We start from the raw sequence: 23,863 nt of genomic DNA, 5'->3' as shown, positions 1-23,863 counted from the left end.
CTCTCCTTATCGCAGTCTAAAACAATTATGCATTTTTGCCGAACGTGACGCCACCGTCAATATAAAGCGGCGAGCCCATCATAAAGCCGGCTTCGTCCGAAGCGAGGAACAACGCGGCGTTGGCCACGTCCTCGGGCCTGCCAAGCTCGCCGCTGAGCTGGCGGCTCTTGATGGCTTCGATCGCCTTTTCCGGATCGTCGTAGGAATTTTTCAAGTAGTTTTCGACGAACGGCGTAAAAATGGTGCCCGGCAGCAAGGCGTTCACGCGGATCCCGTAAGGCGCGTAGTCCACCTGCATCGACTTGGTTAAGGCGAGGACGGCGCCTTTGGATGCGGCATAGGAGGCGCGGCGGGCAAGCCCGATCTCGGCGATGCAGGACGACATGTTGATAATGCAGCCGGACTTGCGCGCCATCATGCTCGGCAGCAAGTATTTGCTCGGCAAAAACACGCCGGCGATATTGACGCGCATCACCTTGTCCCATTGCTCGAGCTCGAGCTCGTGAAGCGCTCCGACGCCGCTGATGCCGGCATTGTTAAAAAGCACGTCGACGCGCCCGAATGTCTGAAGCGCAGCTTGCGCCATCGCTTCCATCTCGGCCGGCGACGTGACATCGCCGGGGATAAACGTGGCGCTGCCGCCGCGTTGCTTGATTTCGTCAACCGTCTCCTGGCCTTTCGCCCGATCGAGGTCGTTAATGATGACGATCGCCCCTTCCTGCGCGAAGCGCAAGGCCGAGCCTTTACCGATGCCGGAACCCGAACCCGTAATTAAACATACTTTGCCGTTCAGCCGCATAATCGGTATTCACATCCTTTTGTTTATTATAATAAACTTGATTTATTATATAAAACTAATATAACATCCGGCATTTGCGGCGGTCAATAAAAAGAACCCGCTTTCACACGCGCCTGGCGCTGAAAACGAGTTCTGCATCGGAGTCATTCGATGCTTTAATAATGCTTCTTTCAATGCTTCTTTCAATGCCACATTCGGCTATTCACTATTGAAGGGAAGACAGCTGCTCGGCCAGCCGCAGCACTTCCGTTTGGGCGTCGGACTTCTTGGCTTCCCAGCGAGGCAGCGGCATCGTGAAGCTGACGGCCGCCGCCGGCGCGCCGCTCGGGTTTTTGACCGCTGCCGCGATGCATGCAATCCCGTTCACGACCTCTTCCTCGTCCACGGCATAGCCCATCTGCCGGACCCGCGCGAGCTGCACGAGCAACGCCTCCACATTCGAAGTGGTCTTCTCGGTAAATCGCTCGAACGCGGCGTTCGCGAACAACGCGCGAACCTGCTCGTCCGGCAAATGCGCCAAGAGCGCTTTTCCCATCGCCGTCGCATAGGCGGGAATCCGCATGCCCGGCTCGGAGACGAGCCGAACGGGCGCCGGCGCTTCTTTTTTCGCCAGATACAAAATATGGGTTCCTTCCAGACGGGCAAGCTGTACCGTCTCGCCTACCCGTTCGGCGGCCTCCGCCGCCAAGCGCTGAAACTGCGCGACCAGATCGATGCCGGAAAAATAAGCGCGGCCCAGCGTGGCGAATACGGGGCCAAGGGCGTAGGTTTCGCCTTTTTCCCGATTCACCCATTGCAGCGCCTCCATCGTCTGCAGAAGCGAAAACATCGTGCTTTTGTTGATTCCCGTCTCGGACACTAAGTCCATCATCCGCAATCGGGAAGGGCGGGCCGCGATGCAATGGAGAACTTCATGGGCTCTTTCCAAAGCCGGCACCCAATATTTGCGATCCGTACGTTCCATTTTCTCACCAGGTTTCTCTGATAAACTGGGTTTATTATATCACAAGCACCTTTTTCCCATAACGCCGTCGTTATTTGGTAGAATAGGAGAGTTGACTTAAGGAGGTAGACCGAATTGCCAGAGATAAAAAAACCGGGAAAGAAATATAAAGCCAAACGTCCGACGCGCGACGAGTTCGAGCTCGAGGAATTGGGAGAGCGTCTGGTGGAGGCCAAGCAGGAGGACAGCACCGTCGTTCTAACGATATGGGACGAGCCCGAGCCCGTACGAGGCCGGATCGTCAAGCTGGACGCACGCACGAGATTGGTTCATGTCCAGACGCTCGAGAAGCTCGTCAAGCTGCCTTTCCTGGACATCATGCGAGTCGATAACCCCAGAGATTGACCGCGCTTCCGGTATACAGAAATCATCGGCTTTGGTAAGATAGGGAGAACAAACGGGCGAATGCGATCCACTCTAAAGGCGGGAACGGCTTGAAAAAGATTCGACCGATCCTTTTCATCAGAAATCGAACGAACTCCCTATTCCTAAGGCTTATCGCCGGCTTTTTGTGCATCGTCCTGCTGCTCGCCTCCCTGACCTTCTACTCCGTCTCCGAATCCAAGAAGAGCGTCAAGCACGAGGTCGTGAAATACAACACCTCCATGCTCGCCAATACCCGGGACAGCTACGAGAACCATCTGGATCTCATCAAGAAGCAGATGCTGCTGTTTTTTTCGGACGAGAAGATTTTGCTGCTTCAGAACAAACCCGCGAATACGCTCTATCCGGAAATCGTGCGCGAAATCCAGCAGTGGACGACCGTGCCGTATTATTACATCAACAATATCGTGTTTTATTCCAAACCGAACGATCTCGTGCTGGAGAAGGGGACGAGCACGAACGCCAAAGCGATGTTCAATGTCTTCTATACCAGCTCGGATTATCCGCTTGAATTTTGGACGAAGCAGTTCGAGGAAAAGAACACGTACCGAATTTGGCCCGCAGCTCCGTTTTATTCGGAGATCATAGAGGGCAACCGGCTGTCGCTCGGAGAGATGATCCCGGTCGTGATCAAGGGACAATACAATCCGGGTTTCGTCATGATCGTCTTTCTCAATGCCGCCAAGATGTACGAAGCCTATCATCAAAGCGTGAACGAAGAACTGATGATTTACGACGCGCAAGGTAAACCCATGTTCGGCAGAACGGAAGGCGAGCCGTTTCTTTCCTTTGAAGAACTGCAGGAAACCAAGGATGCCGAACCGTTCGTCCGGGACGGCAAATATTATTTTACGTTCAAAGGCAAGGGAACCGGCTTCACCTATGTCAGCCGCGTGCCCGTCGATCGGATCGCCGCCCAGACCCGGATCAATATTACGCTGCTCGCCAGCATTCTGGCCGCCATCACGCTCAGCATCCTGTTCTCGTTTCTGTTCGCGGCCCGAATCAACAATCCGCTCAAGCGGGTCATCGAATCGATCCGGGGCATGAACGGCGAGACGGCGCCGCTGCGTTCGAGCATCAAGGAATTCGATATTATCAGCGGCCAGATTCACGGCAACCGGATGCTGACCAGGCAGCTGTCGTTCATGAATCATCTCAAAGCGATCCGCGGCCAGGATACGGACGCATCGTCGCTCGATTTTGCCGACAAGCCGTTCGTCTTCGTTCTCTTCCAGATCCAGCCGGGCAAAAACGAGGCGAATACGCCGGCGATCATCCAGAACTGGGTGTACTATTTGAGGATCTTCATCGACAGCCAGCTGAAGCCGGATTTTCCGGGCTCGCTTACGTTCCAGATCGAACGGGACCAGATCTTAAGCCTGGTGTTCACGGAAAACCTGGACAAGGTGCGCTCGCGGCTCGGCGAAATGAAAAAAGTGTTCGATCAGGACCGGGAGCACGGCATCATGACGATGGCCGTCACATCCGCGTATTCCGCTTCGAATCAACTGACTTCCGCCTACGAAGAGGCGCAGGAGCTGGCGGGAGAGCGGCTGCTGACCGACGAGACGCAGATCATCTCGGAGCGGTCCGGCGTGCCGGTCGCGATCGGATTCTCGCCGGATCAGGAGAAGGAGCTCGAGGCGAATCTGAAGGCAGGGAATGGGGCTCAAGTGGCCGCCTTGATCGAGCAGCAGTTCGCCAAGTGGCACCGCAAGCCGCCGACGGCCGCTTCGCTCGTGCGCTTCGCGGAGACCGCAGCCGCCAAGATTCGAGGCTTCGTTACGCCTTTCCCGCTGGACCCGGACAAGGTCGATGCCGTTATGGTCCGGGAGGGGGAGCGGATCGCGCGATGCAGTACGCTCTTCGAGCTGGAGCTGCTGCTCCTCGAGTGGGTGACGGGAACGGCGCAGGCCGTCCGGGAGAAGAAGGACGAGAAGCATCCGGTCACGGTCCAGATCGCCGAGTATATCAACGAGCATTTGGCCGAAGAGATCTACCTGGACGTGCTGGCGGACAGATTCAAGATGAGCAGCGGCTACTTGTCTTCCTATTTCAAAAACAAGACCGGCATGAATATCGTCGATTATATCAACGAGACCCGGATCAAAAAAGCGGCTCTCCTGCTGGACGACGAAGGGCTGAAGATTCGCGAAGCCGCCGAACAGGTCGGGTATAAGAACATTACGTCGTTCAACCGGATGTTCAAAAAGTATATGGGGTTGACGCCCAGCGAATTCAGGAAACGAAATGAATCGGTTTAAAGTCGGATTTAGAAACGGGTGCGCCTGACCGGGCGTCATCCGTTTTTTGTTTGGCCCGGGCCGGTCGAGGGCTTAGGCTTTTTTGCGTGACCTGCCGGCTTGAGCGGATTTCCTGCCATAATGGGCTATAGGCTGTTTTTCGAAAGCTGATATTATTCTTAGAAAACCGTAAAGGAATTGCAATCGAGGCGTTTCAGAAGATGTACGCGCAGGCCGGCCGGACTGTACGATTGCGGTATCGGGTCGGTCGCTGCAAGGCGAAAGCGAATTCGCCGACTTGTTGCAAGGATTCGTTGCAAGGATCAGAAGGGAAGCCATAAAAATCGAAAAGGGATGGTGTATTCAAGGTTATGCAGAAAAACAACCACAGAAAAAAAATCTTCAGCCTCACTCTGTTATCGGCAATCTTGATGACGACTTCGCTCGCGGCTTGTTCAAGCAACAACAACGAAAAGAACGCGCAGTCGCCTTCGCCGTCCGCCAGTCCGAGCGGTACGGCAAGCGCGTCCGCAACGGTGGCGCCGGCTGAGCCGGCAACCCTCCGGCTGCTGACCGACCAATCGCAAGCATGGCCCGTCAAGCCGGATTGGGCCGTCTGGCGATGGATCAAGGATGCGACCAACATCGAGATCAAGCAGGAGCTGCAGACGGGTCCCGAGTCTCTGCCCCTCGCCATCTCCTCCGGGGACATGCCGGACCTGATGTCCGTGTTCCCTGCCGACGCGCAGAAGTACGGGCCGCAAGGCGCATTTCTGGACCTGTCCAAGTATTTGGACAAAATGCCGAACGTGAAGAAGTATTTGGAGGAAAGGCCGACGGTGGCCCAACGGATGACCTCGCCCGGCGGCGAAATGTACAACATTATCAACGACGGAGGCGGCGCGGGCAACAATGTCGTTTATTTCTACCGCGACGATATTTTCGCCAAGCATTCGCTACAAGTGCCGACCACTTGGGACGAGTTGTACGAAACGGCGAAAAAGCTGAAGGCGCTGTATCCCGACAGCTATCCGTTCGTCTTCCGCCACGGCATCGGCACGATGAGATCCTTCGCGCCGGCGTTCGGCATCTACCCTTGGTTCTATGAGGAGCCGGGCACCGAAAAAATGAAATTCGGCGTAGCCGACCCTAACTTCAAGAAGCTGGTCGAGTATTTGAACAAGTTCTATAAGGAAGGCTTGTTCCCGCCCGACTGGCTGTCCATGGACTACAAGGCTTGGACGCAGTTCATGACGACGAACAAATCGTTCATCTCCATCCAATACATCGGTCAGATCGAGATCATGAATTCGCAGCTGAAGGACGGTGCCCATCTGAAGTTCATGGCGCCGCCGCTCGGCGCAGGCGACAAGCCCTATCTCGCCAAAGCGAACTTCGAAGAATACGGCTTCGCCGTCTCTTCCACGACGAAAAACCTGGACGCCGCGCTCCGCTATCTTGACTTCATCTATTCCGATGAAGGCTCCGACCTGCTCAGCTGGGGCAAAGAAGGCGAGTCCTATGAGATGGTAGACGGCAAGCGCAAGCTGCTGCCGCAATTCAAAGAGCCGAACGACCTCCGCAAGGAGCTCGGCATGTTCACGACTGGCGCGGTCGGACTGGCGAACATGGAATCCTCCTTGTCGCTGAGCAACGAAAACGAGCGGTACGCATACGCCGAAGCGGAAAAGTATCAATTCCCGACGATGAACATCACGCCTCCGCTCACCAACGAGGAAAAGAGCGCGGTCGCGCTGATCGAAGAGCAGGTGCTGAAGCATTACGAAGCTTCGGTCGCCAAGTTCATTAACGGCGAGACCCCGATGTCGCAGTGGGATGCCTTCCTGGCCGAGCTGGACAAAATGGGCGCGAAGAAGCTGCTTGAGACTTATCAGGTCGCATTGGACCGGCTCAAAGCGAACTCGAAATAACTCGTTTAACCGAAGCAACCATTCAATCCTATAGGGTCGGCCGCCCGCTTGCGGCGGCCGGCTCTATCTCTTAAGGAAGGAGACCCGACATTGAAATTATCCATCCTGGGGCAGATCAAACGCGATCGGATCTTTCTTCTGCTGCTGGCGCCGACCATGATTTTCTACATCATGTTCCGCTACGTGCCCATGTTCGGGATCACCATCTCGTTTATGGACTACAACCTGTTCAAGGGCATCGCGGGGAGCCCATGGGTCGGGCTCAAATATTACAGGATGTTCTTCGAAAATCCCGACGCCAGAATCATTATCAAGAATACGGTGCTCCTCGGTTTTTATAAGCTGCTGTTCGGTTTCCCGGCGCCGATCGTTCTGGCCTTGATGCTGAATGAAGTGCGCAGCATGATATTCAAAAGATTCGTGCAAACGGTGAGCTACATGCCGTATTTTCTGTCCATCGTGGTCGTCGCCAGCATGATCGACATGTTTTTGTCGCCCAGTACGGGCTGGCTGAATCACGCCCTACAGGACATGGGGTTCCCGGCCATTAACTTCCTGCAGGAGCCTGGTTGGTTCCGGACGATCTTCGTCAGCTCGGAAATTTGGCAGCAAGTCGGATGGGGTTCGATTATTTATTTGGCAGCCGTCACGACGATAGATCCGCAGCTGTACGAAGCGGCGAGAATGGACGGCGCGGGCAGGCTGAAGCAGATCTGGCACGTCACGCTTCCCGGCCTCGCGACGACGGTCGCCATCATGTTCCTCATGCAGGTGGGCCAGATTCTCGAGATCAGCTTCGAAAAGGTATTCCTGCTGTCCAATGCGGCGACGTACGATACGTCGGATATCATCTCGACCTACGTGTACCGGATCGGCCTTTTGCAAGGGAATTTCAGTTACGGCGCGGCGATCGACCTGTTCATGGGCGTAATCGGATTCGTGCTCGTCTACGTGAGCAACAGGATCAGCCGCAGATTCAGCGAGACCAGCTTATGGTAAAGGGGCGGAAGACGGATTGAAACAACGAACGGGCTTATTTGATATCGTGAATGTCCTGATCCTGGCTCTCTTTGCCTGCACGATGCTGTTTCCTTTTATCCACATGGCGGCCGTATCGTTAAGCTCCGCGGAATTCGTGGTCGGCAATCGAATCAGCATCTGGCCCAAGGGCATCAACTTCGACGCCTTTGCGGCCGTTCTAAGCGACAAGCGAATACTGACCGGTTACAAAAACACGCTCATTTACGTCGTGCTCGGAACGACTTTGTCTCTGATCGTCACGACGATGGGCGCCTACTCCCTATCGAGAAGAAACCTCGTCTTCGGCAAAACGTTCATGCTGATGATCGTGTTCACGATCTTATTCTCGGGCGGCATGATTCCGACTTATCTCACGGTACGTAATTATCACCTGCTCGATACGATCTGGGCCATGGTGATACCGAACCTCGTTACCGCCTTCAATCTGATCATTATGCGCACGTTCTTCCAGGGAATCCCGCGGGAATTGGAGGAGTCCGGCAAGATCGACGGATTGTCCGACGCGGGAATCTTGACGCGGATCGTCTTACCCTTATCCAAGCCAGTGCTGCTCACGGTCATGCTGTTTTACGCGGTTCAAATCTGGGGCAATTTCTTCAGCGCCCTGCTATATCTCCGGAATGCGGACTTGTATCCGCTGCAAGTGATCATTCGGAATATCGTCATGATGGGCGTGATATCGGATATCACGGTCAGCTCCGCCCTCGGAGACAAGAAGGTCGTGCTGGAATCCTTGAAGTACGCGGTCATTCTCGTCGGTACGCTGCCGATCTTGCTGTTTTACCCGTTCATCCAGAAGCACTTCATCAAAGGCGCCATGATGGGCTCGGTTAAAGGCTAAAGGTTAAAGGTTAAAGGCGACCTGGAAGGCCGCCCCCGCTTAATCCAAACGCGTCCAATCGAACAGCACGCCCATGGCCGAGCTGCGGTTATTCGCGAGCAGGCCGTACGCTTCCGGCGCGTCCATCGGCGAATACCGGTGCGTAATGAGCGGCGCGATATCCATGCGGCCCTGGATGAGGTAACGCAGGAAAAGCTCGGACATCGCAGGATGGTCCCAGTCCCGGTAATTTTTGGAGGCATGGATGCCCAGAATCGAGATGGAATCCGATACGACGTTCGGTCCGAGCGGTTGCTGTGACGGCACCGAGGTATCGCCAAGCAGCACGACGCGGCCGAACGGCTTGACGAGCAAGGTGGCCTGGGCAAGGACGGACGGATGACCGGTGACGTCGAATACGACGTCGAGCATTTTGCCTCCCGTCGCCGCGCGGATCGCTTCTCTTGCTGCTTCCGCGTTCATGGGCAGCGGTCGAATGCCCGGCTTTTTCGGCAGCAGGTCGAGCCGGCTCTCGGCCGGATCGATGGCGTAGATTTCCCGGGCGCCTGACAAATAAGCGTATTGGGCGGCCAATTGGCCCAGAAGCCCGAGCCCGACGATGCCGACCGTTTCCCCGAGCTGCAGCTCCGCCCGCCGCACGCCAAGCTGCGTCGTCTTGGCCAAGCTCAGCCAGAGTCCCTGCTCGGCGCTGATTTCCTTCGGAAGAGGGTAGGCGTCCCTGGCTTCGATTTTAAAGTATTGCGCATGAGAATGCCCCGCATTGATGCGGTCTCCCGGGCGAATGCCCGTCACGTCCGGTCCGACCTCCAGCACCTCGGCCGTCGTCAGATAGCCGGGCTGGAAGGGGTACTTCACCCAATCCGACCAGTTGGTCCCCGCATCGAAGACGCCTCTTAGGCACTGGAGCTCCGTGCCGGTGCTGATGAGCGACGCCACCGACCGGCACAAGATTTCCGTTCGCCCGAGCGCCGGGTCGAGCGGTTCTTTGCGTATCTCGACTTGCTGCGCCTGGGGAAAAAAGACGTTCCACGATTCCAATTTACAGCCTCCTCTTACGGGCTTAATCGCCCTGATAGATCAATTGTAGTGGGATCCGCCATGCTTATCCTAGCGCCGTAATTCAGGGATCGTTAACACTTATACAGGTCTATAATCAAACAACCGTTTGTACTGGCTCGGCGAGATGCCCGCGTATTTCTTGAACAGCCGGGTGAAGCTCTGCACGTCCTGGAAGCCGAGGTCGGCGCCGATGTCGGCGACGGTGCGCTCGCCCGTTTCCAGCATGGATTTGGCTTTGGCGATCTTCATCTCCCGGTGGAGCAGAATCGGAGATTTGCCGAACGTCTTCTTGAATTGATTGCTGACGTAAGTCGGATTCATATGCAGTTCTTTGGCCAGCTCGGCGAGCGTAAAGTTGGCTTCGGGCCGGGTGGCGATCTTAAGCAGCAGGGACAGGAAGCCCGCCGGCGGCAGCGCCGGATTTTCGGCGCCTGCTTGGCCGACGGCATTGTCCAGCAGCACGTACAGCAGCTCGAGCGACTTCGCTTTTTGCAGGATCACCTTCGGGAGATGTCCGTCCTCCGGGTTCTGGCATAGCATCAGCTCGTCGAACGCGTCCTCGAACCGGCGATGGTCGCGCAGCGGATAAATAAACGGGATCCGCAAGAAAGGCAGCACGTCGATCGCATTCTGGATCCGGTACGTAAAATGCCACCAGAGAAACTCCGTCTCCTCGTCCGTGTCTTTGTATTGGTCATGTTCAAGGAGCGGGGGGATAAAAATGACGGTGCCCGGCGGAATGTCGTATACGCGGTCCTCGACTCTGAGCTTGGCCGATCCGCTGCGGACGTAGGTCATCATATAGTAATCCTGAATGACGCGGTTGCGGTAGTTGATCGCGCGCAGACGGTGGTTGTCGAACTTCAGCACCGTCAGCTCGGCGGCCGCCAGCAGGGAACGAAGCGGATTATCCTTCATCATGGAACCTCGCCCGGTATTGGGATGGGGTCTCGCGGTAATATTTTTTGAAAATCCGGCTGAAGTAGAGCTGGTCCTCGAAGCCTGTCAGGCCCGAGATTTGCTTGATATTCATGTTGGTCCGCTTCATGAGCTCGCAGGCCCGCTGCAGCCGGAACCGGAGAATGTACTGCTGTGGCGTCGTGGACGTGATGCGTTTGAACAACGCCGTGAACCGGTCGGTGCTCAGATGGGCAAGCTCCGCCAATCGGCCGACATACATCTCTTCTGCGTAATGATCATGAATGTACTTGATCGATTCGTAAATTTCGTTGCGTACCGGTCCTGCGTCGAAGACGCTGTCGCTGGCATTGCGTCTGGCGATCATCGAAAACAGATAGGACAGCAGGGAAGAGGAGGCCAGCTCGTAGCCGGGCTTCTTGTCTCGTACTTCCTCCATCATCGCCTCGAACAGCTCGACCGTGCGGTCGTCCGCTCCCGCTTGAACCGATTGATTTGCCAGCAGTCCCGCCCGATGCAGAAGCTCCTCCGCGCCGTAGCCCGTGAAGTGGACCCAATAGGCGAAAAACTCCTGTTCCCCGTGATGGCCGTAGTACTGTTCTTCGAAGGGACGGAGCAGGAAGAAGCTGCCGGGCGCGAGCATCCGCTGCTGTCCCCGAAGACGCACGGTCATCGGACCCGCATGGTTGTAAGAAAGGTAAAAATCCTTACGTCCGAGTCTCCGGTGCGTCATTCGGAAGAACGATTCGAACTTGTAATAGCCGACCGAGTTGATCAGCAGATAATGTCCCGGATCGTTGAAGCCTTTATCGTCTTCGTCGGGCAACCGGTAAAAGCTTTCGAACTCCACGTCTTCGCCCCGCCTTCGGAACGCCCTCGAGGGACATTTGGCTTAACTGTATCATAAATGCGGGAATAATCCATATTCTCGCGGATAAATGGCATATGACTAGCAGGGGGCGGAACGTATACTCGGAGGGTAAGCACATTGAAGCGGGGGGCTGTCCGAATGACGATTGCGCTTGGACTTGAATACGAGAGCTATAAATATGTACTTGGCGTTCTGCATAAATTTACGGTGCCTTTCGACGAACCGAAGGACATTCGGCTGACGGTCGGGAAAAACGACAGGGTGGCCGCGCAGCTGCTCCTCTATTCCGAGGATGAGATGCTCGTCGGCGTGAACGGAGAAGCCGCTTTCTACGAGCGCGGCCCGATTGACGTCCTCCGCATTAGCGTGGATGTGCCCGGCTTGTCCCAAGGCCGCGTCAAGGCGAAGCTGATCGGACTGGTAGAGGATGACGACCGGCAGCTCAAGTCGGATATGATTCTGGATCAAGGCGTCATCTATGTGGAGAAGAAAAGGGTGCAGCCCGTATGGGTAGAGGTAGAGATCGATGCAGATGCGAAGCCCGGCGTATATCGCCCGCAAATCTCCGTTTACCGTCACCGGATGTTCGAGGACGAGACGCTCGTAGGGACGCTTGGGTTCGAGGTCCGGGTGCTGGAAGTGGAGCTGCCCCCGCCGGCCGACTATTCGTTTTATTTGGATCTCTGGCAGCACAATGCCAACATCGCGCGCAAATACGATGTCGAGCTGTGGAGCGACCGGCATTTTGAGATCATGGAAGGTTACGTCGCCTCGCTGGCGGAGCTCGGTCAAAAAGCCGCTACCGTGGTCGTATCCGAGGTTCCGTGGTCGGGACAAGGTTCCGCGTTCGACAGGGTTGACCCGGCGAATATGTTCGAGTACAGCATCGTGAACGTCACGATGCGTGCGGACGGGGAATGGGCATACGACTTCGGGGCGCTGAATCGGTACGTGGAGCTGTGCATGAAGCACGGCATCGACAGCGAGATCGAAGTGTTCGGGCTGCTGAATATTTGGGTCATCGAGGAAGCGGGCTACGGCCGGCTCGTTCCGGATCTTGACGATGCCGTCCGCGTCCGGTACTTCGACGAGCGCAGCGGTACGTACAAATACATCAAAGACAAAGGCGAGCTCGCGCGGTACGTGTCCGCTTTAGAGAAAAATTTCATCGATAAAGACTGGATCGGCAAGGTGCGAATTCTGGCGGACGAGCCGGCGGATCTCGAGCGTTTCCGCGGCCGCTTGAGCGCGCTCCGGGAGATGGCGCCCTCCTTCCGGTACAAAGTCGCGATCAATCATGCGGAGTTTATCAAGGAAGAAGGGCTGCTCGACCATGTGCCGAGCCTGGATTGCGTAGCCGACGAGTACGACGAGCTGATGGCTTTGAAGCAGGGGAAAGATGGAAAGACGCTATTTTACGTTGCCTGCGAACAGATGCACGCCAATACGTTCATCGCCTCCCATCTGCTGGAGAGCAGGCTGCTCCCATGGCTGGCATGGCAATTCCGGCTGGACGGCTTCTTGCGCTGGAACTATACGGTGTGGCCGAACGATCCGCTGAACAAGATCTCGTATCACTATCCGGTTTTCCCGGCAGGCGACACCAACTTCGTCTATCCGGGACGGGACGGGATGCCGATGCTGTCCCTGCGGTACAAGCTGCTGCAAAAAGGCATTCGCGATTTCGAGCTGCTCGCGCGTTATGTCCGCAAGGGCGGCGACCGGCAGCAGCTCGAGCAGCGTATGCGAAAGGTGTTCCTATGGAGCGACAAGAAGGAGCTGCACAGGCACTCGCGCAAGCGGAAGGAAGAGCTGTTCTCGCTGAACGACGAGCATTTCGAGGAGATCATCGCCGGCGTGCTGGAGGCGCTTGCGGGCACCGGCGAACATGTAGCCAGGGAAGCTTAAAATGAAATGAAACTATGCGCACTTGTACGGGGACTGTCTTGGACAGCTCCCTTTTTTGCGTTTCGTCATTTTCGCCGCGATCCGCCTGTGACTTCGATGACATGAAGTCGTGACCGCGTCATCTTGAGTTTGGGTACGCTGCTCCTGATGCATGCAGCCGGTTCATGAGATGATTGGATGACTTCTTATTCATAATTAAGGGGACTACGGAAAGGAGCAATTGCAATGAATAGGAATCGTTTCCGCATGGCAGGCTTCCTGCTTGCGATTGTGCTGCTTTTTATTATGGCGGTACCCGCGTCCGCATCGGCGGCTCAAGAGAAGAAGATAAGCGTGTTTTATAATGGCCAGGCCATTACGTTTGAAGAAGCTGCTCCAATTATGAAGGATGGCCGAACCCTCGTACCCTTCCGCAAATTGTTGGAAACGCTAGGCTTTAAAGTAGAGTGGGTGAAAGAGAAGGGCGGCGTCGAGAAAGCGATCGGCAAGAAAAACGGGCTCGAAATCATCCTGCCGATCAACGGTAAAACCGCCGTCGTTAACGGACAGAAAGTTTCGTTGGATGTTCCGGCTCAAGTCGTAAAAGGCAGTACGATGGTGCCGCTTCGCTTCGTGTCGGAGAATAGCGGATATGCGGTCGAGGTAGCGAACAAAGCGAACGAAGTCATCATTCATATTAACGATAAGAAAAAAACGCCCGGCAACGGCACGGATGACGGCGACCAGACAGGGATCGAGCCTTACGTCTTGAAGGGTACCGTCGTCGATGCGGATGGGCACCCGATCAAGGGGGCGAAGATATATGCCGACAACATGCTGCTGTACAACAGCAACCAAGCGGGCGTGACCGATGAGAAGGGCCGTTATCGAATCGAATTAAGCAAAATGGCGACAACTTGGAGCGCAAGCGGAGAAACCACGATCGAATTGAACGGCGTATCGACGCCTATTGACCTGACCCCGGACAACGATGATCCGTTTGCCGGCAATTTGGGAGCCATTCGCAATTTTACGGCGCTGACGAAGACCGGGACCGTGGTGTTTCATATGGCCGATTTATGGGACCCCGCAGACGTTACACTCCCGCCTCCTGAACGGGAGGATGTCGAGTTGACGCTGGAGCCAGTTGGACAGATCTCGGGAGGGGCGGGCAAAAAGATCGTCGGGCACGGCAAAGTTACCGATAACGGCTTCGGCATTGCAGGCGTGCCGATCGGCCGCTACAAGATTACGGCCCGTTTGGTGCCGAATGGGGAACCGGCCAAGAGCTTGTTGGTAGGGTTGCTCGATAAGAACGATTTCCAAGAGTCGTTGGTGGCAGACTTCGAGAATATCGTCGGCGCCTATTATCGCCTCGAGATCGAATTGAAGCTGCCCTAGACCGGACGAACGATTAGAAAAGAGGAATTTACATTGAGTATGCTTAGAGTTAAGCCAATATTAAAATGGTCTTTGCCGCTGAGCCTTGCGCTCGTATTGGCTGCCTGCGGAGGCGGTGCGAGCGACAAGAACAATGACGCGATGCTAACCGCGTCCGAGCTGCCTGCTTCGAGCCCGAGCGCAAGCGCAAGTCCGAGTGCGAGCCCCGGCGATTCGGGTATGGCGCCCTCCGCTCAAGTGCTTCCCGGTTTCGTATTGTTTAAGGATGAAGGCAGCGGCGTAGAAATTCAGTATCCGGAGAAGTGGGAATTAAGCCACGATGTTCCGGGCGCCATCGTCAGCTTTATGACGGCGCTTGAGGACGGCGACAAGTTCCGGGATAATGTCAGCATTTCCATGCAAGATCTCGGCGAGGATCAGATGGATCTTGCACAATATGTGGAGCTGACGAAGCAGCAGCTGCAAGAAGTCATTACGGATTTCAAGATGATTTCGGAGGAGAATTTTTCGACGGACGACGGTCTGGACATCAAAGTGATTAAGTATACGGGAAAACAAGGAGATTTTAGTCTGACTTGGCAGCAGCTACTGTCGATCAAGAACGGAAAGGCGTATATTCTGACCTATCTGGCTGAAGATGATGCCTTTGACAAGTATGTCGAGACGGTCGGAAAAATGGTGGAGACATTGGTCATTTATTAACTACAAAGCGGAAGTTGTTCAACGGGACAAAGCAGAGCAATTCCCTGCTTGTCCCGTTTGCGTTTTTGATCGATGTCCCCTTTCTCAAGCGGCTGGGGCAGCCGCGAGCAGGGAACGAGGCTGACCCGGGCGGCGTCATCCGGACACGGCATGACGGGACCGGTATTCGCTCGGGCTCATGCCCGCCGTGGCCGTAAATACGCGGCTGAAGTAGTTTTGGTCGGCATAGCCGACCATTTCGGCGATTTCCTTGTTGCGCATGGACGGGAAATGGACCATCAGCTCCTGGGCTTTGCGCATGCGCATGGCGGTGACGTATTCCACGAACGACTTGCCGCTGTTTTCCCGGAACAGGCCGCAGAGCAGCGTCTTGGAAATGTGGAATTTGTTCATCAGTTGCGTCAGCGACAGCGGCTGTCCGATATGGGCGGCGATGTACAGCTCGATCTTGGCAAATAAGCGAACCAGATCTCCGCTGTTCAGCTCGTCGAGCTCCCATTCGAAGCTGCGGGCCAGCATGGCGATCAAGCCGTCCGCCAGCTCCGCGAACGACCGGGCCATCTGCAGCAGCTCCTCGATCCGGGCGTCCCAATTCCGCAGTTTGAACCCTTTCGTCTCGCGCTCGTCGTTTTCGAGAATGCCGACGATCTCCTTGATCTGAAGCCGCACGATGATCATCGGACTGCCGTCCGCCTCCCACAGCTGCACCGTATGGCGGATCAGACTGGCGATTCCGGCGTGGTCGCCGCGAACGAGCAGCCGCTCGAGCTGCTTCTTTTCGACCTTGGTGAATTGGGGCGCGAGCGGCCGCTCCGGCGCGGAGGAATCGAGCCATTGCGGCTTGCCGATGACGGTCCGTTCGGTCAGCACGTTGCGCAGCGCGGGTACCAGCTGCCCCAATCGGCGGATATCGCCGAACGGTTCGCTGCAGCCGACCGAAGGCGCGATGCCGTTTCTCGAGAAATGCAGGGAGACGGCTCGGCGAAAACGGTCCAGCTTCGTCCGGTCGTCTTCGCGCAGTCCGGCCACGAGCAGCTGGGAGCGGCCGTCGTCGAGCGGTATGCTCCATAACCGATCGTCCTCGCCCAGCTCCACCGCGAGCAGCGACCGCAGCCGTTCCTCCGCCTCGTCGTCGTCCGGCACCAGCACGGGATGCTCCTGAATGATGGCCATATTTTGCACCAGAAAAGCGCGGTACAGCGGAAAGGCGAACAACGGACGGACGGCGGAATCGTCGTCCTCGGAGGCATGCGGCGATCCGAGCAGCGCGAGCAGGGCGGCCCGCTGCGCCCGATAAGACTTGTTGCGCGTCCGCAGCAGCAGCTTTTCGATCAGGCTGCGCAGCGAATGCAGATCGACCGGCTTCAGCAAATAGTCGACGACATTGAAGCGGATCGCCTCCCGCACGTAGTCGAACGAAGGATAGGCGCTGACGACGACGACGGGCAGCTCCGCGTCGAATTCGCGGATCGCCCGGGCCAGATCGATACCGCTCAGCGCCGTCATCTGAATGTCCGTAAAGACGACGTCCGGCTTCCGCTCGGCGATGCGCCGCAGCGCCTCCCGTCCGTCGTAGCATTCCGCCGCAACGTTAAGCGCCACCCGCAGCTCCCGGCCCAGCTCCTCGATTCTGCGTTTGAATTGTTCGATGAAGAACGGCTCGTCGTCCACGATCATGATGTTCATGCTTCATCACCCTATCCGTTGAATGTGCCGCGCAGCACGATTTCCGCCCCGCCGCCCGGCCGATTGCCGATCGCATACCGGAACTGATGCCGGAACTGCAGCTTCATCCGCACGATCGTGCTGACCATGCCCATGCCGCCCAGGTCGAGGCGGATCTGCTCGAAGTCCGCGTCCAGCCTCGCCAGCGACGACTCGATCTTGCCGTTGACGGCGGCCAGTCCATCGTCCGCGAAGCCGGCGCCGTTGTCGAGCACCCGCAGCTCCCACCATTCGCCCTCCAGCCGGCCGATGACGGAGATGCGCAGCGGGCGGGCGTTTCCGCCGAACCCGTGCTTGATGGCATTTTCCACAAGCGGCTGAAGGATGAGCTTCGGAACGAAAATAAACAGCATGTCGGGATCGAGGTCGAATTCGTATTCCAGCAGGTGCATGTAGCGCGTCTTCATCAGTTCCAGGTATTGCGCGGTGAAGGCGGTCTCCTTGTCGAGCGTCGTGGTCGGGGCATCCATCGAGATGGAATATCGCATAAATTCAGACAAATTGCGGCTCAGCATGTTGACCTGCTCCAGCTGGCCGCTCTCGGCCGAGGCTTGAATGATGCCGAGCATGTTGAACAGGAAATGCGGATTGATCTGCGCCTGCAGGGTCTCGAACTGGGATTGCAGCTGCAGCGTGCGGAAGCGGACGATTTTTTCCAGCGAATGCTGCAGCCGGTCGTTCATGTTGCGAAACGAGAAGTTGATTTTCTGAATTTCGTTCATTCTGAATTTGTTGTCGATTTTTGGCTGCGCGTCCTGCAGGTCGATCGAATCGATCGCGTTCTTCAGCTTCACCAGCGGCTGGGTGAGCACGCGGGACAAATAATAAAAGACGGCGACCGAAAAGAGGATAAGGACGACGACCGTGGCGACCGCCACATTGCGGAACAGGTCGAGCTCCGAGAATACGACCGTGCGCGGCACCGTCAGCACGACGGACAGGCCGGACTTCGGCGCCGTCTGTCTGAAGGCGTATTCATTTTGCCCTGCGGCGCCCGCAGCGGCGGCGGCCCCGCCGTCCGTTGCCTCGCCGTTCCGGTCGTCCGCGCGCGCGTAGATGACGCGGTCGCCCGCCGTAACGAGCAGCCGGGATCCCGGCATCGTCTCCAGCTGTTCGAGCGGGATGAGCTTGGCGACTTCAATTTGCATCTCGATAACGCCGATTTTGTTTTGCTTCGGATTGAGCAGGCGGCTGAACACGAAGACGGGCACGTCGTCGGGATTGGCGGCATAGTCCTTGTCCCGGTAGCGGAGCAGCGTCTGGCCGCTCGATCGGCGCACAGCGTCAAGCTCGGCGAGATTGTCCGGCGGCCGGTTGGCCAGCTGGCGGACGGAAGGGCGGAGATAGACCGCGTTCTGGGCGGTGACGATGCCGATCCGGTGAATATCGTTGTAAATCGCCGAGATGAGGCCGAGAAAGTCGTCCACCGCCTTGCCCGATTCGAACGTATCGTACGATTCGCCGTCGGCGGCCAGCAGCTCCAAATATTGAATGACCGTCCGTCCGTTGATTCCGGTGCTGAGATAAGCCTGCTTGCTGATGCTATTGAACTCGCCCCAGCTCGTATCCAGCTTGCCGCTGATCGTCGCCACCGTCTGGTTTATATTGTTCAAGGCATTTTTCTCGATGCCTTTCTTCAGATAGAGATAGGCGGGAACGCTTGCCATGATCGTAATCGCAACGAATACCAGTGAATAGACGAAGAAGACTTTTGCCTGCAGGGAATTCCTCAATTTCACTGCCGATCACCGCCTTGCCCACAGTATAGCACAAACGAATCCGCTCTCCGGATGTCTGTCCAAAAATCCAGACCGCCCGAACGATCTTCCATATCGGACGGCTTTGGCCGTTTGCTATCATAAGGGGGCAACGAGCTGGCGGCACACATTACAATTATCGGAGGCGTTCGAAGAATGCGACATTCCAGACTCAAATCGACGGCGGCCATCTTGGCGTTCGTCATCCTGATGGGTATCCTGGCGGCCTGCGGAAACGGCAATAAAGCGGACGACAACGCCGGCGACTCCGGCTCGCAAGCGTCCAATGCCGGCGCGTCAGCCATCCCGGCGCCTGCCAAGAAGCCGGTCGAGCTGGTGCTATCCACCTTCAACAGCTGGGGCGAATCGGTCGGACTGAAGAACGCGCTGGCCGCCTACGAGAAGGCGACCGGCAACAAGGTCAGGCTCGACGTCTATCCGGACGATCAATTCATCAACATTCTCAAGACGAAAATGTCGACGGACGACGCCCCCGATCTGTTCCAGGCCAACGTGGGCGACGGCTACGTTCCTTTCACTTTCCTGGAACCGCTTTCCGGCCCGTGGGCGGACAAGATGATCGACAGCGTCAAGCAGTTCGCCGCCAAGGACGGTCAGGTGTACGAAGCGTACGCGACGCCGCTCGGCTACTTCGGCGCCATTTACAACAAGAAGGTGTTCGAGAAAGCCGGCGTCAAGGTGCCGATGATGAATTACGCGGAACTGACGGCGGGCATGGAGAAAATCAAGCAGACGGGCGCAACGCCGCTGTTCATTCCCGGCAAGGAGGGCTGGACGTACCAGATGCTGCAAGCCGTCGGCGGCGTCTACACGTTCCCCGACGAAGACGTGGAGAAGATCGTCAAAAACGAGGAGAAGCCGAACGACGTCAAGGCGCTGGTCGAATTCGCCAACCGGATGCTGGCACTCAAGCCGTATGTTAACGACAATCATATGACCGTGCAGATTCCCGACGGCTATCAGGGGCTGCTGGATGGCAAATACGGCATGACGGTGCTGGGCGACTGGCTGTACGCCGATCTCGCCAAGACCGATCCCGAGAAGGTTAAGGATCTCGGCATGATGCCGATCACGCTCGGCGACGATTATATCAGCGGCGTCGTCAACCTGTCGGGCCGCGCCTTCGGCGTGCCGAGCAACAGCAAGCATAAGGAAGAGGCCAAAGAACTGGTCAACTTCCTTATGGAGCCGGACAACTTCAAAATCATGGTCGCTCCCGACCAGGGCGCGAGCCCGTATGAAGGCTACGCGACCGACCAGAATCCGTTCCAGCAGGAAATGAAGCAGCTGACGACCGCGAACCAAATTCCGATCACGCTGGACGTGTTCCGCCAGCATTTCCCGACCTTCAATTTCTCGGATAGCGGCAAGCCGTTCCGGGACATCTTCGCCGACAAGCCGATCGACAAGGCGTTCGACGACTGGTATAAGGATTACGCCCAGTTGAACCGCACGATCAAGACGCCGGGCTGGTAACGGCCGGAGCGCCTCTACAAAATTTGCGATTGCGCGGGCGCGGCGAACGGCGCGCCCGCGCCGATTACGGAAGGCGGTAAGGCCATGCTTTCAAAAGGCGTATCGAAGCAGTATACGATATTGTTCGTCCTGCCGGCGTTTCTCTTGTTCAGCCTGTTTTTCATCATCCCCAATCTGTCCGGGTTCGCGATGGCGTTTACCGACTGGTCCTCCTACTACCCGCTGAAGCCGGCCTTTAACGGCTGGACCAACTTCGTCGATCTGTTCGAGTCGTCGATCTTCTCCATTTCGATCAAGAATACGCTGATTTTCACCGTATTGACCACCAGCGTGAAGATCGTCGTCGGCTTCCTGCTGGCCATCATTCTCAACAATCAGATTAAGCTCAAGCATCTGTACCGGACGATTATCTTCTCTCCGATCGTATTTAACCCGCTGGTCATCGCCTTCGTGTTCAGCGCGCTGTACCAGCCGGAGTTCGGGCCGATCAACGTCTTTCTGCGCAGCGTCGGCCTCGGCTTCCTCGCCCAGGAGTGGCTGACGGATCTGCGTTTTGCCATGCTGTCGATCTGCGCCATGGACGTCTGGGCCAGCATCGGCATTACGGTCGTCATTTTCCTGACGGGGCTGCAGTCGGTGCCGCAAGAATATTACGAGGCCGCAACCGTCGACGGGGCGGGCAGCTTTCGAAGATTTTTCAACATTACGCTGCCCTTGACGATGCCGGCCATCACCATCAATTTCATTCTGTGCCTGATCGGGGGCGCCAAAGTGTTCGGCCAGGTGTTCGGACTGACGAACGGGGGCCCCAACGACGCGACGCAGGTGTACGGCACCTTCATTTTCAAATCGTTCTCGACGGGCTTGTACGGCTATTCGGCCGCGGCCGGACTGCTGTTCACGGTCGTCATCAGCGTCGTCAGCTTCATCACGCTTGGCTTGTTCCGCAAGCTGGAGGTCGAATATTAATGCAGATTTCGAGACTCGCAAAACTGTGGAAGCTTTTCGCGGAGCTGATCATGCTGGGCGTCGTGGCGGTCTATCTGCTGCCCGTCTGGATCGTCGTCGTCAACTCGCTGAAGGATACGATCCACGCCAACCGGCTCGGCTACAACTGGCCGAAGCAGCTGCATTTCGACAACTATGCAAAAGTGTTCGAGAAGTCCAACGCGCTGTCGGGCATCTACAACGGGCTGTTCATTGGCATCACGGTCGTGCTCATCGGAGGGCTGTTCTCGGCCGCCGCCGCCTATTATATCGCCAGAAAAGGAACGCGGTTCGCCCGATTCGCCAGCCTGTATTTTTTGTCCGGCATCATTATTCCGACCGCGATCATACCGACCTATTTCGCCATGCTCATTCTCGATCTCAACAACACGTATTTCGGTCTGATCGCCATTTTTACGACCTATACGCTGCCCTTGAGCGTCTTTCTGTATATCGGTTTTCTGAAAACAATACCGAGAGAAATCGACGAGGCGGCTATTATAGACGGCAGCAAGCCCTACCAGATGTTCGTCTCGATCATTTTGCCGCTGCTCGCCCCGGTGTCCGTGACGGTCGTCGTCCTCAACTTCATCGGCGTCTGGAACGACGTGTCGACGTACCTGTATTTCTCGGGAGGAGACAAATGGCCCCTGCCGATGACCGTCTTTATCTTCTTCGGCAAATACAAGCAGCAGTGGGACCTGCTGTTCGCGGACATTCTGATCGCCACGCTGCCGAGCCTGATCTTCTTCGTCTTCGGCCAGCGGTACATGGTGTCCGGCCTGACGGCCGGCTCGGTGAAGGCATAGCATGATCGATTATGCGCGCAATATCCGCAAGAACGACTGGTTCAGGCATCCCGTCATCGGCGATCCGTCCTTCGACACGTTTGTGCGGTCCCCGGCGAACCCGGTCTACAAGGGAAAGGTTCCGTTCGAGTGGCCGGTGAACGGGACGCTGTTCCGGGATCCCGTGTCCGGTCTGCTTTATGTGTATATGTCGCTTTATTACAAAGGCTACTGGCCGCCGGAGACTTCCGGCGACAGCCTGCATGTCGTCGCCATGCGCTCGGCGGACGACGGCGCATCCTGGCAGCCGGTCGGGCCCGTGCTGGAGGGGACGCCGGACGGTTACGACTCGCGGGACGGCCGGCGCGGCGGCGCGGCCGACCTGTGCGTCGTCTGGGACGGCGGACGCTACCATGCCGTATTCGGCTGGGCGTCGCCCGGCAATGCCGACGGCGGCATCGGCTACGCCGTCGCCCTGACGCCCGAGGGTCCGTTCGCCATCACGGCGGCGCCGGTTCACCGGGAATCGGACCAGCCGCCGCTGCTCGGCCGATACAAACGATTGTACGCCTCGTCGCTCATCCGGCGGGAGCGGGATTGGCTGATCGTGGCGATGGCCAGCACGCCGCAGAACTGGGGCGGCACGTGGGCGCTCGCGGCGATGACGGCGGAACGGCCGGAGGGGCCTTACTCGGCGCCGGTACTCCTTTTGCATCCGCAAAGTCAAGTATTCCACCCGCCGATTGTGGAGTTCTTCCCCGCCTTCGAGGACGAGCGGCATGTGTACGCGCCGTTCACTTCGCTGGCGCTGAACCGCGGCTTTCAGGCGCTGTACCGGGCGGAGCGGGAGCGGGCCCATCTGCCCAAGGCCTGGCGGCTGATGAAGTACGGCTCGCTGTGGCATGCGGAGGACCTGGCGCACGAGAAGCAGGGCATATGGGGCCAGACGCTGGCCGGTCTGCCGGAGGCGGACGGGCGCTTCCGGGTTATCTACCCCGCCAAGACGGCTCCGGAGGAGGATGTCGGGACAATCAACTTCGCCGAATGCGTCTGGGCGGACATCGACCGGGGCGAGACGTTCCGGCTGTCCGCGCCGAACGGCGACGCCTTCAGCTTTCTGGCGGCGGAATTCGGCGAATTCGCGCTTGAGGCCAAGGTCGGCTCCGCAGGGATAAAAAGCGTCTGCTGGGCGTGCCGGGCGCCGATCGGTCCCGACATCACGACTGCGGGAGCGGCTATGCATCCGTTGATGTACCGCGATATGCTGCGGCTGCAATGGTCGGACAGCCACTGGAGCCTGACCGACCATGACGATTCGGGAGGCGTCGCGCCGCTGGCCGCGGGCAAATATCCGCCAGCGGGGGCGGGGGCGAACGTGCCGGCAGTGAAGAACGTACCGGCAGCGGCGGACGAAATTCTGCTCCGTTACGCGGCCGAAGGCTCGAGCCTGACGATAAACGGCGTTAACGTCTGGTCCGGGCGCATCGCGATCCGCCGCGGCGCGGTCGGGCTGCTGGCGGGGGCGGGAAGCGCGTTGCGGGTCGACCGCTTCGCGCTCGACCGCGCGGGCGACCCCTTGACGGTGGCGTGTCTGGCGACGGAAGGGATGATCGGCGCGGGCCATGCGCCCGCCAGAGACGGCGGCGCCGCAGAGCCGGAGGGCTGGACGCGGGTGACGGACGAGCGGCTACGCTTCGGCTTCGGGTATCGGACCGATCGCGCGGGCAGCCGGGTCAAATGGAATTATAACGGCGGACGGTTCAGGCTGTGGAGTCCGACGGACCGCTCGCTCGGGCGAGTCCGCGTATACCTGGACGGAACGCTGCTCGCGACGATCGACCTGGCTTCCGAGACCGCCGGGCCTTCCCGCGTCGTCTTCGACAGCGGCGAGCTCGCTAGCGGCTATCGCGCTGTCACCGTCGAGCTCGCAGACGGCGGGGCGATGGTCTGCGATTCGTTCGACTTTGCAGCGGCCGGATCGGGCGCGGAGGAGCATACGTAAACGAGGTCGATCGAAGGACCACAG

General features: G+C 57.5%; 19 protein-coding genes. 12 read left to right on the top strand and 7 right to left on the bottom strand.

Features of this window, described 5'->3' with window-relative positions; all coding sequences use genetic code 11:
- Positions 1–25: 25 nt before the first annotated feature.
- Both KB449_RS20380 and KB449_RS20375 read right to left on the bottom strand, forming a co-directional pair.
- A complete protein-coding gene (locus KB449_RS20380) occupies positions 26–799 on the bottom strand; it encodes an SDR family NAD(P)-dependent oxidoreductase (protein ID WP_282910116.1) in 774 nt (257 codons plus the stop codon).
- A 205-nt stretch (positions 800–1,004) separates the two neighbouring features.
- The gene (locus KB449_RS20375) at positions 1,005–1,763 is read right to left on the bottom strand and encodes an IclR family transcriptional regulator (protein ID WP_282910115.1); all 759 of its coding nucleotides are present in this window, start codon (positions 1,761–1,763) and stop codon (positions 1,005–1,007) included.
- A 114-nt stretch (positions 1,764–1,877) separates the two neighbouring features.
- Here KB449_RS20375 and KB449_RS20370 point away from each other — a divergent pair, with 114 nt between their 5' ends.
- From KB449_RS20370 to KB449_RS20350, 5 genes are all read left to right on the top strand, one after another.
- Positions 1,878–2,147, top strand: a complete 270-nt coding sequence (locus KB449_RS20370) for a YolD-like family protein (protein ID WP_282910114.1) — start codon at positions 1,878–1,880, stop codon at positions 2,145–2,147.
- An 89-nt stretch (positions 2,148–2,236) separates the two neighbouring features.
- Complete coding sequence (locus tag KB449_RS20365; protein WP_282910113.1) at positions 2,237–4,453, top strand: helix-turn-helix domain-containing protein; 2,217 nt, start codon at positions 2,237–2,239, stop codon at positions 4,451–4,453.
- A 350-nt stretch (positions 4,454–4,803) separates the two neighbouring features.
- Positions 4,804–6,363, top strand: coding sequence for an extracellular solute-binding protein (locus tag KB449_RS20360; RefSeq protein WP_282910112.1), 1,560 nt, complete (start codon positions 4,804–4,806; stop codon positions 6,361–6,363).
- A 90-nt stretch (positions 6,364–6,453) separates the two neighbouring features.
- Positions 6,454–7,362, top strand: a complete 909-nt coding sequence (locus KB449_RS20355) for an ABC transporter permease (protein WP_282910111.1) — start codon at positions 6,454–6,456, stop codon at positions 7,360–7,362.
- 16 nt (positions 7,363–7,378) lie between these two features.
- Entirely contained in the window at positions 7,379–8,245 is an 867-nt protein-coding gene (locus KB449_RS20350; RefSeq protein WP_282910110.1) for a carbohydrate ABC transporter permease, read from the top strand.
- A gap of 39 nt (positions 8,246–8,284) precedes the next feature.
- Here KB449_RS20350 and KB449_RS20345 read toward each other — a convergent pair whose 3' ends face one another.
- The 3 genes from KB449_RS20345 to KB449_RS20335 all read right to left on the bottom strand — a co-directional run bounded on the left by KB449_RS20345 (position 8,285) and on the right by KB449_RS20335 (position 11,072).
- On the bottom strand, positions 8,285–9,283 hold the full coding sequence (locus KB449_RS20345) for a zinc-dependent alcohol dehydrogenase (RefSeq protein ID WP_282910109.1): 999 nt from the start codon (positions 9,281–9,283) through the stop codon (positions 8,285–8,287).
- Positions 9,284–9,382: 99 nt separating this feature from the next.
- Positions 9,383–10,222 (bottom strand): helix-turn-helix domain-containing protein, encoded by an 840-nt coding sequence (locus KB449_RS20340; RefSeq protein WP_282910108.1) that lies wholly within the window; start codon positions 10,220–10,222, stop codon positions 9,383–9,385.
- Positions 10,212–11,072, bottom strand: a complete 861-nt coding sequence (locus KB449_RS20335; RefSeq protein WP_282910107.1) for an AraC family transcriptional regulator — start codon at positions 11,070–11,072, stop codon at positions 10,212–10,214. The genes KB449_RS20340 and KB449_RS20335 overlap by 11 nt, the downstream gene beginning before the upstream one ends.
- A 159-nt stretch (positions 11,073–11,231) precedes the next feature.
- Between KB449_RS20335 and KB449_RS20330 the strand changes: the two genes are divergently transcribed.
- The 3 genes from KB449_RS20330 to KB449_RS20320 all read left to right on the top strand — a co-directional run bounded on the left by KB449_RS20330 (position 11,232) and on the right by KB449_RS20320 (position 15,083).
- Complete coding sequence (locus KB449_RS20330; RefSeq protein ID WP_282910106.1) at positions 11,232–13,001, top strand: DUF4091 domain-containing protein; 1,770 nt, start codon at positions 11,232–11,234, stop codon at positions 12,999–13,001.
- A 225-nt stretch (positions 13,002–13,226) separates the two neighbouring features.
- The gene (locus tag KB449_RS20325) at positions 13,227–14,381 is read left to right on the top strand and encodes a stalk domain-containing protein (RefSeq protein ID WP_282910105.1); all 1,155 of its coding nucleotides are present in this window, start codon (positions 13,227–13,229) and stop codon (positions 14,379–14,381) included.
- A gap of 39 nt (positions 14,382–14,420) precedes the next feature.
- Positions 14,421–15,083 (top strand): PsbP-related protein, encoded by a 663-nt coding sequence (locus KB449_RS20320; protein ID WP_282912875.1) that lies wholly within the window; start codon positions 14,421–14,423, stop codon positions 15,081–15,083.
- Between the two features lie 135 nt (positions 15,084–15,218).
- Here the strand turns inward: KB449_RS20320 and KB449_RS20315 are convergent, their stop codons facing one another.
- Together KB449_RS20315 and KB449_RS20310 are read right to left on the bottom strand one after the other, a co-directional pair.
- Positions 15,219–16,769 (bottom strand): response regulator transcription factor, encoded by a 1,551-nt coding sequence (locus tag KB449_RS20315; protein WP_282910104.1) that lies wholly within the window; start codon positions 16,767–16,769, stop codon positions 15,219–15,221.
- Between the two features lie 11 nt (positions 16,770–16,780).
- Positions 16,781–18,547, bottom strand: coding sequence for a sensor histidine kinase (locus KB449_RS20310; RefSeq protein WP_282910103.1), 1,767 nt, complete (start codon positions 18,545–18,547; stop codon positions 16,781–16,783).
- Positions 18,548–18,721: 174 nt separating this feature from the next.
- Here KB449_RS20310 and KB449_RS20305 point away from each other — a divergent pair, with 174 nt between their 5' ends.
- From KB449_RS20305 to KB449_RS20290, 4 genes are all read left to right on the top strand, one after another.
- Positions 18,722–20,062 carry an ABC transporter substrate-binding protein gene (locus tag KB449_RS20305; RefSeq protein ID WP_282910102.1) on the top strand — a complete coding sequence of 447 codons (1,341 nt, stop codon included), beginning with the start codon at positions 18,722–18,724 and terminating at the stop codon, positions 20,060–20,062.
- A gap of 84 nt (positions 20,063–20,146) precedes the next feature.
- A complete protein-coding gene (locus KB449_RS20300) occupies positions 20,147–21,031 on the top strand; it encodes a carbohydrate ABC transporter permease (protein WP_282910101.1) in 885 nt (294 codons plus the stop codon).
- On the top strand, positions 21,031–21,858 hold the full coding sequence (locus KB449_RS20295; RefSeq protein ID WP_282910100.1) for a carbohydrate ABC transporter permease: 828 nt from the start codon (positions 21,031–21,033) through the stop codon (positions 21,856–21,858). The genes KB449_RS20300 and KB449_RS20295 overlap by 1 nt, the downstream gene beginning before the upstream one ends.
- A 1-nt stretch (position 21,859) precedes the next feature.
- Positions 21,860–23,839 (top strand): glycoside hydrolase family protein, encoded by a 1,980-nt coding sequence (locus KB449_RS20290; protein ID WP_282910099.1) that lies wholly within the window; start codon positions 21,860–21,862, stop codon positions 23,837–23,839.
- The last annotated feature ends 24 nt before the right edge of the window (positions 23,840–23,863 follow it).

The organism is Cohnella hashimotonis (genome assembly GCF_030014955.1).
Taxonomy (GTDB): domain Bacteria; phylum Bacillota; class Bacilli; order Paenibacillales; family Paenibacillaceae; genus Cohnella; species Cohnella hashimotonis.
The sequence above is the reverse complement of the archived record's forward strand: the minus strand, read 5'-3'. Positions and strand labels throughout refer to the sequence as shown.